At 40.3% G+C, this 16,111-nt stretch carries 17 protein-coding genes; 3 read left to right on the top strand and 14 right to left on the bottom strand.

All coding sequences use genetic code 11. The annotated features are described in order from the left end of the window. Positions 1 to 48: 48 nt before the first annotated feature. The 3 genes from JKG61_RS19235 to pckA all read left to right on the top strand — a co-directional run bounded on the left by JKG61_RS19235 (position 49) and on the right by pckA (position 3,230). The gene (locus tag JKG61_RS19235; RefSeq protein WP_237249544.1) at positions 49 to 972 is read left to right on the top strand and encodes a S66 peptidase family protein; all 924 of its coding nucleotides are present in this window, start codon (positions 49 to 51) and stop codon (positions 970 to 972) included. Between the two features lie 3 nt (positions 973 to 975). Then, a complete protein-coding gene (locus tag JKG61_RS19230) occupies positions 976 to 1,377 on the top strand; it encodes a DoxX family protein (RefSeq protein ID WP_202104587.1) in 402 nt (133 codons plus the stop codon). 239 nt (positions 1,378 to 1,616) lie between these two features. Beyond that, positions 1,617 to 3,230, top strand: a complete 1,614-nt coding sequence (gene pckA / locus JKG61_RS19225; protein ID WP_202104586.1) for a phosphoenolpyruvate carboxykinase (ATP) — start codon at positions 1,617 to 1,619, stop codon at positions 3,228 to 3,230. An 86-nt stretch (positions 3,231 to 3,316) separates the two neighbouring features. Here the strand turns inward: pckA and JKG61_RS19220 are convergent, their stop codons facing one another. The 14 genes from JKG61_RS19220 to nrfD all read right to left on the bottom strand — a co-directional run bounded on the left by JKG61_RS19220 (position 3,317) and on the right by nrfD (position 16,109). Continuing rightward, the gene (locus JKG61_RS19220; RefSeq protein WP_202104585.1) at positions 3,317 to 3,772 is read right to left on the bottom strand and encodes an ABC transporter ATPase; all 456 of its coding nucleotides are present in this window, start codon (positions 3,770 to 3,772) and stop codon (positions 3,317 to 3,319) included. A 107-nt stretch (positions 3,773 to 3,879) separates the two neighbouring features. Next, positions 3,880 to 4,422 carry a DUF420 domain-containing protein gene (locus JKG61_RS19215; RefSeq protein ID WP_202104584.1) on the bottom strand — a complete coding sequence of 181 codons (543 nt, stop codon included), beginning with the start codon at positions 4,420 to 4,422 and terminating at the stop codon, positions 3,880 to 3,882. 4 nt (positions 4,423 to 4,426) lie between these two features. Further along, positions 4,427 to 5,146, bottom strand: coding sequence for a thioredoxin domain-containing protein (locus tag JKG61_RS19210; protein WP_202104583.1), 720 nt, complete (start codon positions 5,144 to 5,146; stop codon positions 4,427 to 4,429). 2 nt (positions 5,147 to 5,148) lie between these two features. Then, positions 5,149 to 5,526 carry a cytochrome C oxidase subunit IV family protein gene (locus tag JKG61_RS19205; protein WP_202104582.1) on the bottom strand — a complete coding sequence of 126 codons (378 nt, stop codon included), beginning with the start codon at positions 5,524 to 5,526 and terminating at the stop codon, positions 5,149 to 5,151. 29 nt (positions 5,527 to 5,555) lie between these two features. After that, positions 5,556 to 6,293 (bottom strand): cytochrome c oxidase subunit 3, encoded by a 738-nt coding sequence (locus tag JKG61_RS19200; protein ID WP_021071298.1) that lies wholly within the window; start codon positions 6,291 to 6,293, stop codon positions 5,556 to 5,558. A 9-nt stretch (positions 6,294 to 6,302) separates the two neighbouring features. Then, complete coding sequence (locus JKG61_RS19195) at positions 6,303 to 6,890, bottom strand: cytochrome c oxidase subunit 3 (protein WP_202104581.1); 588 nt, start codon at positions 6,888 to 6,890, stop codon at positions 6,303 to 6,305. 6 nt (positions 6,891 to 6,896) lie between these two features. After that, entirely contained in the window at positions 6,897 to 7,802 is a 906-nt protein-coding gene (gene cyoE / locus JKG61_RS19190) for a heme o synthase (RefSeq protein ID WP_202104580.1), read from the bottom strand. A 50-nt stretch (positions 7,803 to 7,852) separates the two neighbouring features. Continuing rightward, the gene (locus JKG61_RS19185) at positions 7,853 to 8,896 is read right to left on the bottom strand and encodes a COX15/CtaA family protein (protein WP_202104579.1); all 1,044 of its coding nucleotides are present in this window, start codon (positions 8,894 to 8,896) and stop codon (positions 7,853 to 7,855) included. Between the two features lie 46 nt (positions 8,897 to 8,942). Further along, a complete protein-coding gene (locus JKG61_RS19180) occupies positions 8,943 to 10,817 on the bottom strand; it encodes a cytochrome c oxidase subunit I (RefSeq protein WP_202104578.1) in 1,875 nt (624 codons plus the stop codon). A 25-nt stretch (positions 10,818 to 10,842) separates the two neighbouring features. Beyond that, on the bottom strand, positions 10,843 to 12,126 hold the full coding sequence (locus JKG61_RS19175; protein WP_021071293.1) for a cytochrome c oxidase subunit II: 1,284 nt from the start codon (positions 12,124 to 12,126) through the stop codon (positions 10,843 to 10,845). Between the two features lie 76 nt (positions 12,127 to 12,202). Beyond that, complete coding sequence (locus JKG61_RS19170) at positions 12,203 to 13,438, bottom strand: quinol:cytochrome C oxidoreductase (RefSeq protein WP_202104577.1); 1,236 nt, start codon at positions 13,436 to 13,438, stop codon at positions 12,203 to 12,205. Between the two features lie 19 nt (positions 13,439 to 13,457). Next, positions 13,458 to 14,114, bottom strand: coding sequence for a c-type cytochrome (locus JKG61_RS19165; protein WP_202104576.1), 657 nt, complete (start codon positions 14,112 to 14,114; stop codon positions 13,458 to 13,460). After that, positions 14,086 to 14,622 carry a DUF3341 domain-containing protein gene (locus JKG61_RS19160; protein WP_021071290.1) on the bottom strand — a complete coding sequence of 179 codons (537 nt, stop codon included), beginning with the start codon at positions 14,620 to 14,622 and terminating at the stop codon, positions 14,086 to 14,088. The genes JKG61_RS19165 and JKG61_RS19160 overlap by 29 nt, the downstream gene beginning before the upstream one ends. Before the next feature lie 5 nt (positions 14,623 to 14,627). Beyond that, positions 14,628 to 16,109 carry an NrfD/PsrC family molybdoenzyme membrane anchor subunit gene (gene nrfD / locus JKG61_RS19155; protein ID WP_021071289.1) on the bottom strand — a complete coding sequence of 494 codons (1,482 nt, stop codon included), beginning with the start codon at positions 16,107 to 16,109 and terminating at the stop codon, positions 14,628 to 14,630. Positions 16,110 to 16,111: the final 2 nt, after the last annotated feature.

Below are 16,111 nucleotides of genomic sequence, written 5' to 3'. Positions count from 1 at the left end.
GTTTAGATTTCTAGCAGAAAATTATATATCTTCTTTTTTTGTATGACAATGATACCGAAGAACGCGATCATGAACACACCTACACATCTTAAAAAAGGCGACAAAATCGCTATACTATGCCCTGCAGGCTATATAAAAGAAGATCTTACCCCTGCATTTGACATACTAAGGAGTTGGGGGCTTGAACTGGAAATCTACCCTTCGACCTATTCCCAATGGAATCAATTTGCAGGAGATGATGAACTCCGTACGAAGGATCTACAACACGCATTAGATGCAACAGATATTAAAGCCATCATCGCCGGCCGTGGCGGTTACGGTTCAGTACGTCTGATAGATCGATTGGACTTTTCTACCTTCAAAAAAAAGCCTAAATGGTTCGTTGGATTCAGTGATATCACCGTAATACACAGCCATATTCAAAAGCAACTGAAAACTGCAAGTATTCACGGACAGATGGTAAAATCATTCCTGGATGCCAGTCCCAAATCTTTAGCGACACTAAAGGCAGCACTCTTCGGAGAGAACAAAGACCTGCAATATACATTCTCTTCATTCGCTCACCGTGAGGGTCAAGCCCGAGGAATACTTACAGGAGGTAATTTAGCTATTTTACATAGTATATTATCTTCTGATTCTGATGTCGACTACGATGGAAAGATACTCTTTATCGAAGATGTTGGTGAGTCCTACTACAATGTCGATCGTATGTTATGGGCACTCAAACGCGCGAAAAAACTAAGTAAACTGAAAGGTCTTATCGTCGGCGGATTCACAGGGATGAAAGACTCAGACCCCTCCTTTGGACAGACGGTAGAAGAAATAATAATGGATAAGGTTCAAGAATATGACTATCCGATAGCTTTTGGCTGTCCAGCAGGACATATAGAAGACAATAGAGCATTAGTCTTTGGTGAAGAAATAGAACTCCACGTTACAGCAGAAAATGTTTTCATAACTTACATTAAATAGAAAATGAGCAATACAAGCACCAAGAAAGATATAGGTTTATTCGTATTACGTACCGTCATAGGTATCTGTATGTTAGCCCTTCATGGTCTTCCCAAATTAATGGGGGGTCCGGAAACATGGAAAAAAGTAGGCACAGCCATGGGCAATTTAGGTATAAACTTCTTTCCCTTAGGATGGGGATTCTCTGCCGCAATAGTAGAGAGCCTATGTGCGCTATTCATAGTCCTTGGACTATGGACAAGACCAAACAGCGTTCTATTAGCTTTCACCATGCTAACAGCTACAATCACTCATCTATCTCAGGGAGATGGCTTTAACACAGCTTCACATGCTATAGAATTGATGGCTGTATTTATTGCACTAGCACTGATGGGACCGGGAAAATATAGTGTGGATAAAAGATAAACAACTTAACATATTTTATCCAAATCACGCATCATACATAACACATTATAGTAAACAGGATTTACAAAATTTCAAAAGTTAGGTTTATTCATCATTAAATAAACAAGATTTGTCCAAAAATGAACCAAATAAATGATTGATATCAGCCATTACAAGCATTTTTTGCAAAAATAAACTTTGTTTATTTTCATTTTGCTATTGTCCCTACCTTAGCTTCGTAAAACAAAATTATGGTAATAATGGAGCTACGTGAATTTGGGACAAAAAGTTCTTCATTCGATTTGAATTCAATTGGGTTAAATGCAGGAACAATACACTGGAACTTAAGCAACGAAAAGCTTACAGCTCAAACCCTAGAGCTAGGACAAGGCACATTAAATGACAAAGGGGCTCTTTGTGTGAATACAGGTAAATTTACAGGTAGATCACCAAAAGATAAATTTGTAGTTAAAGACAGCCTTACCGAAAACAGTGTGGATTGGGGCGACATTAATATCGCTATTACAAAAGAGGTTTTTGATAATTTATATCAAAAAATGCGCTCGTATTTATCCGGCAAAGAAGTCTGGGTAAGAAATTGCTACGCAGGAGCAGATCCTGACTATAGGTTACGTGTTACTGTAATCAATACCTTACCATGGGCTAATCTATTCTGTAGCAACCTTTTCATTAGGCCTGCAGAAGACGAGTTAACAGCATTCGAGAAAGAGTGGCTTATTCTTCAAATCCCTGAATTTGAGGCAGACCCAGCCGTAGATGGAACTAGATCGGCAAATTTTACGATTGTTAATTTCACGGAAAAAGTCATTTTAATCGGAGGCACTGCCTATACCGGTGAGATGAAGAAAGGAATTTTCTCTGTACTCAACTTTATACTTCCACATCAGTATAACGTCCTTCCGATGCACTGTTCGGCCAATGAAGGCCAAGATGGCGACGTCTCTTTGTTTTTCGGACTGAGCGGAACGGGTAAGACTACGCTTTCTGCAGATGCAAACAGATCACTGATCGGAGATGATGAGCACGGCTGGGCCGATGGGTCGGTCTTCAACTTTGAAGGAGGATGCTACGCGAAGTGTATCGACCTGAGCGCAGAGAAAGAACCTGAGATCTATGCGGCGATTAAACCAGGTACATTATTGGAAAATATTTCTTTTTTCAAAGACAGTAATGTTGTCGATTTTGCAGACGCAAGTATCACAGAAAACACACGTGCAGCTTATCCTATTGATTACATTCCCAATGCAAAAGAGCCTTCTTTAGGTGGTAAACCTAAAAATATATTCTTCTTGACTTGTGATGCTTTTGGTATACTTCCGCCAATATCGAAATTAACCAAAGCGCAGGCGATGTATCACTTCATATCAGGGTATACAGCAAAAGTAGCAGGTACAGAAGTAGGTATTACAGAGCCACAAACGACTTTTTCAGCATGTTTCGGTCGTGTATTCTTGCCTCTACACCCTACAAAATACGCTGAGTTATTAGGTGAGAAATTGGAGAAGAACCCTGATGTGAATGTATGGTTGATTAATACAGGCTGGACCGGTGGTAAATACGGTGTAGGTAAGCGTATGAACTTAAAATATACGCGTGCTATGATAAATGCAGCTATGCGCGGTGATCTAGATAACGTAGAATATGTTCCACATGTTGTATTTGGTCTTTTAAAACCACAATCCTGCCCAGGTGTTCCAGCAGAGGTATTAAACCCTCGGACAACATGGTCAGATCCTGAAGCATATGATCAACAGGCATTAGCGCTTGCGCAGCTTTTTGTCAACAACTTCAAGCAATACGAAGAGGAAGCTAGTGAAGAGATCCGTTCCGCATCTCCACGAACAGCATTATAATAACAAAAGGGCTTCTATCACATATAGAAGCCCTTTTTTAGTTTATACCCTTAACAAAGCAACGAGCTAAAAGCCCGCTATCCCTACTAAAAAACCTTACTGTGCCAACTGTCTCTAAAAGGGATTACCCATTTCGACCCAAAATCTATTGAATTCTGTACTAAATTATTAAAGACCAATGTGTCCGCATACACTGTACCGCTTTTAACAAGAGACTCGAATTCTCCTCTACCAACCAGATTAACAGTTCCCTTATCATCAATAAAAGAGACCTTCATACGATCAAAAAAGTCAACTCCTAATCGCTCCCCCAGCCCTTTCAAAAAGTGGACAGATTTATCGATTGAACAGCCCGTAACTCCAGCCTGATCTTCATCAACCTCCAAAATCACAAAAAGATTATCCTTCACAATCCCCTTCCCTGCTAACGCAGAGCCATGAGCTGTCCACGATGAAACAAAATCAGCAAGCGCCGTTTCTACGGCTTGTACCTGCTCTCCAGAAAGCAATCTATCCGCCTGATATATCCAAACTCTATTCATTCTTTTAGTATTTAATATTGAGATGTGAGATAGTAAGAACTATATAGCCACCGTCACTATCCTCACCTTCGTCATCTCTCTCACATTTACCTCACCTTCGTTACCTTCTAATGCGCGTAATAAGGCGATATCATAAGGTAGACTACAACACCGGTTACCGCCACGTACAACCACATCGGATAGGTAATACGCGCTAAACGCTTGTGTCGTTCGTAAGCGCCCGCTATTCCTCGCACAAACGTGAAAAGCACAAATGGGATAATCACGATAGAGAGAACGATATGCGTAATCAGGATAAAAAAGTACACATATCGGATAGCTCCTTCGCCTCCATAGGAAGTGGATACCGAGGTCATATGATAAGCTACGTACATAAGCAAAAATAAAGACGAACACAGCATGCAAATCTTAATCAAGCTCTCATGTAGTTTAAAATTACCTCGCTTTACAGCAGATACTGCCCACACCAATAATACGGCTGTAAGACCATTGATAGTAGCATATATCGGAGGCAGAAAGGACAAAGGTTGAACATCATAGCCCAGCTTAGGAAGGTTCACACCAAACAACGCTGCTACTGCCAAAGGAATAACAACCGATAAGGTCCAAATCCACCCCTTATACTTCTTTTCTTCTTCTGTCATTGCCATAAAACTATTTCTTTTCTACTTTTAATGGATTGTTCCTTGCCTCTTCAACAAGCTGCACCTTAATTTCATCTTCTAGTTTCTCGATATTTGTCTTCAGATTGATATCGTAAAACCCGCGTATTCTCCGTTGTGAGTCTATTAAAATATACTGACTACTGATTGTAAATTTGCTAGGATCCGCTGGATCTTGTAATGCATCGCTCAATAGCTGCTCGCGTACATAAGGCAGTATTGCATCGTCTCCCAACAGCATTTCCCAATGTGTCTCTAACCCTTTCCTATAGGTATTGCTCAATGCTTCCAAATTTACAATCTTGTCCGCAGAATCAATAGAGATAGAATAGAACTTGACTTTATGATTATTTTTGAAGCGTGCGACTACTGGACGCAAGTTCTCTAATAGCGTAGCTGAGAGCCCTTTGTCCGAGCTATAAAATGCATGTACAACAGAAATAAGCGAATCTGTACCTAAGAAGTGTACGGAATCGCCTGAACTATTCAGTAGCTCCAGTGGCTTAATCTGATGAAAAACGGTATCAGGTATCTCGCGTCCCATCTTACGGTTCATCTTACCCGACAGATGCTTCTCTCCGTACACAGGCAGCTTCAAATACGTATTAGAGCCAATTTTATTAAGGGCTATATACAAAAAACCTGGCACTAGTAGTACTATAGCCAGGATTATAAAAGTAGAAATATTCTTTCTTCTCGATTTATTTTGCATTATTATTTATTTGGGAAAATTGCATGCTCATGAAAATGAGTCAACAAATAATTTCCTTCTATCAAAATCAGGATAATAAAGTAAATAATGAAAAGGAAAACGATACTCGTTGTTACGATAAAGCCAGATTTCTCGAACTTCAAGTGCATAAAAAACGCAACAATGTAGTACGCTTTTACGAGTGTCAATACGATATAAATCGTGTTAACCAATGCTCCTTTTTGCAATATTCCCCAGTGGTGGACGAATCCTAATGCAATCAAGAACTCCAGTGCCGTAAGTGCCAGTAAAACGAAGAATACTGACCAAATACGCTTTTTGTCCATTCCCTCTTCATGCGCGTGCCCATCTTGTGCACCTATATTGTCGTGGTTTGCCATCTCTTTAGATAAATTGCTAAGTTTTATAATTAGATTAAGTAGAAGAATGTAAATACGAATACCCACACTAAATCCACAAAGTGCCAATAAAGACCAACTTTTTCAACCATTAAATAAGTACCTCTTCTCTCGAATGTATTATTCAATGTCATACATAAAATGATGATATTAAGCAACAGTCCTATTGAAACGTGCAATCCGTGAAAACCAGTAATAGCGAAAAATAGATTCGCAAATTGCAATGCCGCTGTATACGAAATATCATTCGTAAAGTAAGGTCGTAATGTCTCCGCTATCATGGCAGGATCCGTCATGCCTGTAGCAGGATTCCGTCCAAACCAAAAACCTTGGTGATGAAGGTGAGACCACTCCAGTGCTTGACAACCGAGAAACATAAAGCCTCCCAACACTGTCCACATCATCCATTTAACGACCTCATGTTTAGAATTACGATGTCCAGCCTCTACAGCTAATACCATAGTAACCGAAGACATAATTAAGATAAAGGTCATGATACCTACAAAAACCAAAGGCTGGCCAGAATCTGCTATGCCAGGGATAGACTGGAAAACCTTATCCGCATCGATCCATGTAGGTTGCGCAAATTTTTGAGCACCATAATAAATTAGGAATGCTGAAAATGTAAAGGCATCCGACACCAAGAAAAACCACATCATGATTTTTCCATACTCTAAGTTCCAAGGTGACCTACCACCGTTCCATGGTCCGTCTTTAACCTTATCCAATTGCGATACAGTTGTACTCATTGTTTACTATTATTGATTCAAAAGTAAGAAAACATATATATAAATCCATAAAAGATCTAGAAAATGCCAAAAAACAGTAGCTAGATCCATTCGAAACACGTTGTCTCCTTGAGGTATGCCCTTCAATACCCCAGTAAGGGCACGCAGAAGAACCAATATCCCTACGACAATATGTAAAAGGTGTAATCCAGTGAACACATAGATGAAAGACTGCGAAGCGTTATTATTGATAAAATAAACGCCTTGCTCGGTCAAGACCTTCCATGCTTGTACCTGAACTACAAAAAAGATAATACCGAGCACTACTGTGACAAGCAACAATAGTTTCTGTCTCCCGATATTTCCCAACTTAGCAGCTGAATAAGCGAAATGCAACGTAATGCTGCTCAACACTATTGTCAGCGTACTATAAATAAAAGCCTGTGGTAGGATTGTTTTGATCCCTTTGTCTACCCCACTAGCTGTATACACTATAAAACCACTAGAAAGAGCGGCAAACATCATAAACATACCAATGATGCCCAACCAAAGGTTGAACTTCTTAGCCTTTCTTGTCTGCTGTAATTCTTCTTCCAAATTCATCGTTATATTTCCCATCTTTAATTAAAAAGGAATAAAGTCAAATAAAAGTACGAGCTGTGTGAGTGGTAAGTACAAAAAGGAAACATACATTACCTTCTTGGCTGATGCGTCCGTACGTAACTTATAATGTTGATAACCGTACCACGTAAACATCAATCCACCTAACAACGATACAATCGTAAACACCAACCCACCAAAGCCATAATACATGGGCAAGAATCCTGCTGGGATCATCAGCAACGCGGAGATAAAAATCAACCCTGCAGAAGCCGTATCCTTCTTGGTTGTTGGCAATAAACGAATACCTGCATTCCTATAATCGTCGTCTGCTACCCAAGCAATCGCCCAAAAATGGGGATACTGCCAGAAAAACTGAATAGCAAACAACACCAAAGGGGTAATCACCACTGCAGCTTCACTAACCGCGGCGTACTCCAAGCCGAACCCTGCAGATTTGAAAGCAGCATAGTACCCAATCAACGGCGGCAACGCTCCTGGAATGGCCCCTACAAATACCGCAATAGGCGATTTCTGTTTCAGTGGGGTGTACACAAAGGCATACAAAAATATAGAAAACACCGATAGCAACCCTGCGATAAAATTGAGCTTCACGAGAACCATTGTACCCAAAATGCCCATAAAAACACTCAAGACCAACGCTTGCCCTGTAGTCATACGACCAGCAGGCAACGGGCGATCCATCGTCCGCTTCATCAGCTTATCTATATCTTTCTCAATGATCTCGTTAAATCCATTAGCAGCTCCTGTTACTAGAAAACCACCAATTGTCAACAATACCCAATTGAGCCACATTACTTCACCCTGTTGTTCAGCTCCGATCAAAAATGATATAGACGCCGAAAAAACAACAGTTAACGTTAATCTTAATTTGACTAATTTGTTAAAATCAGATATAAAGGTCTTCATTTAATTCTTCACCTCCCTGTACGCTAAAAAAGAAAAAACAGCACTTCTCATTATCTCTTCAACTTAGTCATCAAAAGCATTAAATAATATTGCGCTCCAAAAAACAGACTTGCGATTACCAAGTGTGTTGTTTGAGCAACAGCCGGTACCGAAAAACGAGCAAGAATAATTCCTGTGGCCATCTGAATCAGTACCAAAGTCAAAACAATCCAAGCGTAGCGACTTTGAATGGAGTTTGCGCTGAACCTATTCTTCACCAAAAAGAAAAACAAGACCGTGATTGCAAACGTCACATAGGCCAAAATCCGGTGGATTTCATACACATTACCTATCGAGTCGATCCAAGTTGTTCTATCTTTACCCAAATAGTTTAGATGATCTATTGCCTCACGGACTTCTGTACCATAGACGACCTGCACCAACATAATCACCAAGGAGAACATAGCTAGTGCTTTAAGACCTCCAGATGGGTAGTTGATTAAAATAGTCTTATTTCTAAAAGTTGTTGCCAGATAGAACGTGTATATGCTAATCGCTACTATAATGAGTGCCAACAGCATGTGTACCGTTATTATCCAAGGCATCAAATTCGTAGAAACGACTATGGAACCTAACCAAGCCTGTAATACTACTGCAAAAAGATTAAGAACGCTCCATACAAAGATGGATGGTTTGGATTTGATGTAGGTGAATGAGTATATAGCGGTAAAAAGGAGTGCAAACCCTGCGACAACACCAGCTAGCCGATTGATATACTCCGTCCAAGTCTTTGCAACATTAAATTCTTCATGTTTCAAAATAGACTCGTCGTGACGGATATTATCTGCAAGCTCCGGAAAGCCAAATAGTTCGACCATCTTTGCGAAACGATCGTTCTTTTTAACCCTTCCGTCAATATAATGCTGCTCATAACCTTCCGGTAACTGAGAAACATGGGTAGGCGGTACAATCTGATTGAAACACTTCGGCCAATCTGGACAGCCCATCCCTGAACCTGTACTTCTTACTACACCACCAGCTGTGATAACGACAAATAAGATAAATATCGTAAACCTATTGATTTTAACAAATCTCTTTTCTCCAGCTGGATACATCGATTACACTTTACATCATCCATGCAATAGAAGGTAGGTTAAAAACCTAACCTTCTACTACTCTATTATTTTCTTTGTTCCACTGCTCTTGTATACGAACAGCTTCATCATCTCCTTCAAAATCGTGAATCATATTCGAACTCATTGTTTGCGAGAATGGTACGTTCTGAGGAATAAAATCTTCGTCATGACCCGGCTTTGAATAATCATAAGGCCAACGGTATACTGTAGGGATTTCTCCTGGCCAGTTGCCGTGAATATGTTCTACTGGAGTAGTCCACTCCAATGTATTTGAATTCCAAGGGTTTTGCGTTGCTTTCTTACCGTTCCAGATAGAACCGAAGAAATTAATCAAGAATGCCAACTGGCCTAGACCTGCTATAATTGCCGCCCAAGTAACCAATACGTTGACAGAAACCCATTTCTCCATGAAAGGGAACTCCGTAAAGGCATAGTAACGACGAGGCACACCATCGATACCCATAAAGTGCATTGGGAAGAATACCAGGTAAGCACCGACAAAAGTCAACCAGAAGTGGAAATAACCCAATTTCTCGTTCATCATTCTACCGAACATTTTCGGATACCAGTGGTACACACCACACAACATACCAAAGATAGATGCAGAACCCATTACCAAGTGGAAGTGAGCTACGACAAAGTAAGTATCATGTATATTTATATCCAACGTCGCATTACCTAAGAAAATACCTGTCAAACCACCGGAAATAAAGAAAGATACCATACCGATAGCAAACATCATTGCTGGTGTAAAACGGATATTACCTCTCCAAAGAGTAGCCATATAGTTGAAGGCCTTAACTGCCGAAGGTACTGCAATAATCAATGTTGTAATCATAAATACGCCTCCTAAGAAAGGATTCATACCCGTTACAAACATGTGGTGCCCCCATACGATAAAGGAAAGTACAGTAATACCTACTAAAGAGTAAACCATCGCATGATAACCGAAGATCGGTTTACGAGAGTTTGTAGAGATAACTTCAGATGTCAAACCTAACGCAGGCATAACAACGATATAAACCTCAGGGTGACCTAAGAACCAGAATAAGTGTTGGAACAAGATCGGAGAACCACCTTCATTAGGTAAAATCTGACCACCTACTACTAAATCCGATAAGTAGAAAGAAGTACCTGCTGAACGGTCGAATATAAGCAATACTACAGCTGAAACTAATACTGGGAACGAAAGCAAACCAACAATCGCAGTTAAGAAGAAAGACCAGATAGTCAATGGCATTCTCCAAAGATCCATCCCTTTAGTACGCATATTCAATACCGTACTGATATAGTTTACACCACCCATTACCTGAGAGGCAATAAACAATACCATACTGGCTAACCACAATGTCATCCCTAAGCCTGATCCTGCGATGGATGTAGGAAGAGCTGACAATGGCGGGTAGATCGTCCATCCTGCAGATGCAGGTCCACTTTCAACAAAGAACGAACCTACCATAATCACACAGGCTACAAAGAAGAACCAGTAGGATAGCATGTTCATAAAAGGAGACGCCATATCCCGGGCTCCCAGTTGATAAGGTATCAGAAGGTTACTAAACGTACCTGACAAACCTGCTGTCAATACGAAGAAAACCATCATGGTACCGTGGATAGTCACTAAAGATAAGAAGAACTCGGGCTTAATACGACCTCCCTCGGCCCATTTACCTAAGAAAACTTCTAATATTGGAAAATCCTTATCCGGCCAAGCGAGTTGGATACGGAACAAAAGGGACAATAGCATGGCGAAAACGGCCATGATGATACCCGTAATCAAGAATTGCTTCGCAATCATCTTATGATCCTGACTAAAGATATACTTTGTTAGGAAAGTCTCATGGTGATGACCATGTGCATCATGATGACCTGCGTCGTGTGATATAACTGTGCTTGACATATTCTATTATAAATTCTTTTAACAATTAATTGACAGAAGCTGTTGTAATCCCTTCGACTTCGCTCGTACCAGCAAACTCCTGTTGAAGTTCTTCTGTGAAGTACTTTTGTTGTTTGCTCAACCAATCTTTATATTCAGCTTCGGTAACTACTATTACCTTCTTACCCATATTCCAGTGACCTGAACCGCAAATCTTATTACATAACATGATAAAATTGTAGTTAGGGTCATTCATACGATCACGCATCTCCTCAGTAGTTACAGTAGGTGTAAACTGGAAATAGTTAGTCATACCTGGTACCGCATTAACCTGTACACGGAAATCAGGAATATAAAATGAGTGGATAATATCTTTAGAAATAATATGAAAACGCACGGATTTGTTTACGGGAATAACAATGTCTTCGCCGCGAATATCATCCCACGAGTTTTTATCGTTAAAATCGATACCGTAACCATTTGTAGGGGATGTCATTTTATAATTACGCTTGCCGATTATACCATCAGCTCCAGGATAACGAACATGCCATTGGAATTGCTCTCCCAATACCTCAACTTGTATTGCCGATTTTTGTAACTCCTCAGGAACATTTGTAATTGATCTCCATGTAAAGAATCCAAACAATACCAAAACGGTTAATACAATTGCCGGAACAATTGTCCAAATACGCTCAATGGCATCGTTATGTGGATAATAATAAGCCATACGTTTTGCTCTCATTCTGTAGACATAGGTAAATGTCAACAAAACGATATGCGTTATTACCAAAACAAAAGTAGTAATCACTAATGTGATGATAAACATCTGGTCAATCGCTTTACCATGTTCGGTCGCTGCATCGCGCCAAGCCCAACTTCCCCACACAGCGTAGGAATAGTAAACACCCGCTAGGAAAACAACCAAAAACAAAAGAAACAAGCCCGCCTGCCAGTTGTTATTACTCAGTGGGTTGTACTTTCCGTTCATCTTACGTGTCAACACATAAACCGAATGGATTTTTCCAATCACTGCTATGATTGTACATGCTACCAAGAACAGTAACACATAATAGAAAAAATTCTTGTAAACCTGAGGGGCTATTTTAGTAGCCTCCTCTACTTTCGCAACTGCAGCTCCATCCGTAGCTGTTGCAGACACATCAGTAGCACTAGAATCTGTAACAACAGCCGCTCCAGCAGTATCTACTGATGTTGAATCAGTTGTAGCAACAGCTGTAACAGTTGCTGTAGTATCCACCACAGTAGAATCACTTTGTGCGGCCGATACTGGCACTACAAAACAAAAGCTGATCAATAGTAGTAAACCCATTATGGATTTAAACCTGTTATTTATTTTTAAATTCATTTCTTATAATAAACGTTTGAACGTGATCTCTTTAGTTCTATTAAATCTGATGATGTAAACTTTCGTCCAAGAAAGGATGATTCTTGGGCACCAAAGCATGTTTACTCAACTTATTCATCACCAAGAAAGTAAACAATCCAACGAAACCGATAGCTGTACCCACCTCTATAACGCCGAACCCTCTCTCTGTATCAACAGTACCTGGCATTATCATAATATAATAATCCAACCAGTGACCGCATAACAACAATATAGCGACAAACAACATAGCGTTCTGCTTACGCTTCAGATCTCTGTCCACCAATAATAACAAAGGTGCTACAAAGTTAATAACAATACTTAACCAAAACCACAATTTATATTCTGGTTCGAAACGCTTGTAGAAATATACCGTCTCCTCTGGAATATTAGAGTAATAGATCAACATAAACTGAGCAAACCAAACATAAGTCCAGAAAATAGAGAAACCAAAGATTAACTTCCCTAAATCATGTAAGTGATTTTCGTTTACCCAAGCCATATAACCTGCTTTCTTCAACAGGATAAGTATTACCGTAATAACACATAGCCCACTTACCCACATTGCAGCGAAGTTATACCAGCCAAACATAGTAGAGAACCAATGTGCCTCTAACGACATGATCGTGTCAAAAGACCAAATTGGTGTTGTAAAACCAAATACTACTAAGAAAATAGCAGAAAGTTTAAATCCTTTTTTGTACGATGTAAGTCCACCTTCTAAGTCTTCGTTGTAAGACAACTTAGCCAAAATGAAAGCAAAGATACTGTAGCTACCCATGAATAAGATTTGACGAATCAAAAATCCAGGTACATTCAAAAAAGCTTGCTTACCAGCCACTAGCGCATCGTAATTTGGACTATTTGGGTCCATTAAGCCATCTGCATGCCAGTGGTGATAAAGATTGTGCGTATATAACCCTAATCCTACTATAACTAGAAGAACCAGTGATGCTATAGGCAAAATACTCGCCATAGCCTGAGGAATACGTATTAATCCAGCAGACCAAGCCGATTGTGTTACTAATTGAAGAGCGACAAAAAATGCTCCCGCTGCACATACACAAGTAAAATAATACCCCATCAATAACAGGTTAGCATATGTACGCTCAACAATAATATGTTCACTTGATAACATACCGAAAGCAATGGCAGCTATACCCAATACGATAGCAACTAGGCTAATCACCTTAGCCGTGCCAGCAAAAGTATACTGCTCGCTGAAATTATAATCGTGATGATGATTGTGAGTTCCCATTTATAAAATTGATGTTAGGTTATTTCTTTTGTAATTCTTGTACATACATAACTACTTTCCAACGTTCCTCTGGATTCAACTGAGATGCGTGTGATCCCATTGTATTCAAACCGTAGTAAATAGTATGATAAATCTTTCCCGCTGTAAGATCAGCCATAGCACCACCTCTAGATGAGTTTGCTCCAGATGAGATAGCATACGACGGTGGAGGAGGAAAGTTCTCCAACTTACGAGTTCCTCTTGAATCGGTCACTTGACGATCTTTCGTAATCGAGCCATCACCTTTACCCTCTTTACCATGACATACCGCACAGTTGGCTATAAACAAATGCTCACCCTGTGCAAGGTTTTCCTTCGTCGCTTCAAGCGGATTAGTTAACTCAGCTCCCGCACGTGTGTAATCTTCAACAGTATTCTCGTACTCCGATCCAAAGCGCTCGAAACCGATAGGATCCGTCCCTGCCGGAGGAGTTTGTGCAGTCTGCTTATTTTTAAAATTATTATTTGGCTGATCCGGATTATAAGCGATCGGATCATACATATTACGTGAAAATTCTAAACCTGTGCTACGCGTTGTCCCGTCACCACAAGCAGTAGTTACTGCAGCGAAAGCTACCGCTACACATACAGCGCCAAGAAAATTCTTCTTATTCATAACTAACATATTTTCTTTCATTGTACTTAACTTCTACTGCACCAGCTTCTTTTAACAAATTGTCAATCAACGTATGATCAGCATTATCACGTGCATCAATAGCAATGATAAAGCGGTCGTCCGTAGCTCTCAGATCCATCACACGTGGTGCACGTCCTGGGAACAAATGATTACGGAAAAAGAAGGTAGCTACCATACCCAATGCACATAATAATATCGTTACCTCAAAAGTAACCGGTACAAAGTTAGGCAATGGCATCGAAGGCTTACCTCCGATATTCATCGGCCAATCGTAAGACATGGTGAAATACAATAAGCTAAATCCTAATATCAATCCTAAACCTCCAAAACAGAATGCGGCTATCGGTAGACGAGAAGGTCTAACACCTAATTTAGCTTCAATACCGTGAATAGGCATAGGGGTAAAACAATCGTATATGCTGATGTTGTTTGCTTGCAATTTATCAATCCCATCCATCATCTCGTCAGGATCCGCAAAACTTCCTAATATATATTTTGTATTGCTCATTGCTATTATTTTTTACGTAATGCGTTAATTTCTTCCTCTGTTACAGAGTCATATTTCTTCATTGATTCTCTAAAGAACTCCACTTGATCATCAGGGAATGCCCCTTCTTGAACAAGCTTAGTTTTATGTTGCAAACTAGAGCTCTTCAACAATAATTTCACTTCGGCTATTGCTATACCTGGTAAGAAACGTAAGAACAATAGGAACAAAGTAAAGAACAATCCGATCGAACCTACAAAGATACCAACGTCAACCCAGGTTGGGTAGAACATTGCCCATGAAGAAGGTAGGTAATCGCGGTGCAACGATGTAACAATAATTACGAAACGTTCGAACCACATACCAATATTTACGATAATAGACAATACCCAAGAGATAGGAATACTTGTACGGATCTTCTTGAACCAGAACAACTGCGGAGAGATCACGTTACAGGTCATCATCGCCCAATATGCCCAAGCATACGGTCCCGCAATACGGTTAGCAAAAGCGTACATCTCATATTCAGAACCTGAGTACCATGCAATAAACAACTCCGTTAGATACGCTACACCAACGATAGAACCCGTCACCATAATGATCTTGTTCATCGCTTCGATATGGAACATGGTGATGTAATGCTCAAAGTTCATGACTTTACGAAGGATCAACAATAATGTCTGTACCATCGCAAAACCAGAGAAAATCGCTCCCGCTACGAAGTACGGAGGGAAAATCGTTGTATGCCATCCTGGAATAACAGATGTTGCAAAGTCCATGGATACAATCGTGTGTACCGAAAGTACCAGTGGTGTAGAAATACCAGCTAAGATCAGTGATACGATCTCAAAACGTTGCCACGATTTTACAGATCCATTCCATCCGAAGGAAAGAACAGAGTAAATTTTCTTTCTCAACCCTTCCGCACGGTCACGTACTGTAGCGATATCCGGTAACAATCCACAGTACCAGAACACTAAGGATACCGTAAAGTATGTAGAGATCGCAAACGCATCCCATACCAACGGCGAGTTAAAGTTTACCCACAGTGAACCGAACTGGTTAGGAAGTGGGAAAATCCAGTACGCTAACCAAGGGCGTCCCATATGCGCTACAACATAAGTTGCGGCACAGATAACGGCGAAGATCGTCATCGCCTCTGCCGAACGGTTAATCGAGTTCCGCCAGTTCTGACGGAAAATTAATAATACCGCTGAAATCAGCGTTCCGGCGTGCCCGATACCTACCCACCACACAAAGTCGGTGATATCCCAAGCCCACCCCACAGTTTTATTCAGACCCCAAGCACCGATACCCGTCCAAAACGTGTATCCAACACTTACGACCCATAACATAGCTCCACACACGGCTACGATAAATCCTATCCACCAAGCTTTGTTTGGCTTATTCTCAACCGGTAAAAGGATATCATCAGTCACTTGTGCGTAAGTGATGCCCTTACCGGTCATTAATGGTTCTCTTAATATTGATTCGTTATGCGATGACATAG

It is taken from the genome of Sphingobacterium faecale, from assembly GCF_016746095.1.
Lineage (GTDB): Bacteria > Bacteroidota > Bacteroidia > Sphingobacteriales > Sphingobacteriaceae > Sphingobacterium > Sphingobacterium faecale.
Note: the sequence above shows the minus strand (reverse complement) of the source record. Positions and strands in the feature narration are given on the sequence as shown.

Excerpts from the sequence above, each read along its gene's own strand:
- pckA (WP_202104586.1), top strand. The coding sequence starts at position 1,617 with ATGGAGCTACGTGAATTTGGGACAAAAAGTTCTTCATTCGATTTGAAT.
- cyoE (WP_202104580.1), bottom strand. The coding sequence starts at position 7,802 with ATGAAGACCTTTATATCTGATTTTAACAAATTAGTCAAATTAAGATTA.
- JKG61_RS19215 (WP_202104584.1), bottom strand. The coding sequence starts at position 4,422 with ATGGCAATGACAGAAGAAGAAAAGAAGTATAAGGGGTGGATTTGGACC.
- JKG61_RS19235 (WP_237249544.1), top strand. The coding sequence starts at position 49 with ATGATACCGAAGAACGCGATCATGAACACACCTACACATCTTAAAAAA.
- JKG61_RS19175 (WP_021071293.1), bottom strand. The coding sequence starts at position 12,126 with ATGGGTTTACTACTATTGATCAGCTTTTGTTTTGTAGTGCCAGTATCG.
- JKG61_RS19160 (WP_021071290.1), bottom strand. The coding sequence starts at position 14,622 with ATGAGCAATACAAAATATATATTAGGAAGTTTTGCGGATCCTGACGAG.
- JKG61_RS19220 (WP_202104585.1), bottom strand. The coding sequence starts at position 3,772 with ATGAATAGAGTTTGGATATATCAGGCGGATAGATTGCTTTCTGGAGAG.
- nrfD (WP_021071289.1), bottom strand. The coding sequence starts at position 16,109 with ATGTCATCGCATAACGAATCAATATTAAGAGAACCATTAATGACCGGT.
- JKG61_RS19165 (WP_202104576.1), bottom strand. The coding sequence starts at position 14,114 with ATGAAAGAAAATATGTTAGTTATGAATAAGAAGAATTTTCTTGGCGCT.
- JKG61_RS19200 (WP_021071298.1), bottom strand. The coding sequence starts at position 6,293 with ATGAGTACAACTGTATCGCAATTGGATAAGGTTAAAGACGGACCATGG.
- JKG61_RS19210 (WP_202104583.1), bottom strand. The coding sequence starts at position 5,146 with ATGCAAAATAAATCGAGAAGAAAGAATATTTCTACTTTTATAATCCTG.
- JKG61_RS19185 (WP_202104579.1), bottom strand. The coding sequence starts at position 8,896 with ATGTATCCAGCTGGAGAAAAGAGATTTGTTAAAATCAATAGGTTTACG.
- JKG61_RS19195 (WP_202104581.1), bottom strand. The coding sequence starts at position 6,890 with ATGGGAAATATAACGATGAATTTGGAAGAAGAATTACAGCAGACAAGA.
- JKG61_RS19180 (WP_202104578.1), bottom strand. The coding sequence starts at position 10,817 with ATGTCAAGCACAGTTATATCACACGACGCAGGTCATCATGATGCACAT.
- JKG61_RS19205 (WP_202104582.1), bottom strand. The coding sequence starts at position 5,526 with ATGGCAAACCACGACAATATAGGTGCACAAGATGGGCACGCGCATGAA.
- JKG61_RS19230 (WP_202104587.1), top strand. The coding sequence starts at position 976 with ATGAGCAATACAAGCACCAAGAAAGATATAGGTTTATTCGTATTACGT.
- JKG61_RS19170 (WP_202104577.1), bottom strand. The coding sequence starts at position 13,438 with ATGGGAACTCACAATCATCATCACGATTATAATTTCAGCGAGCAGTAT.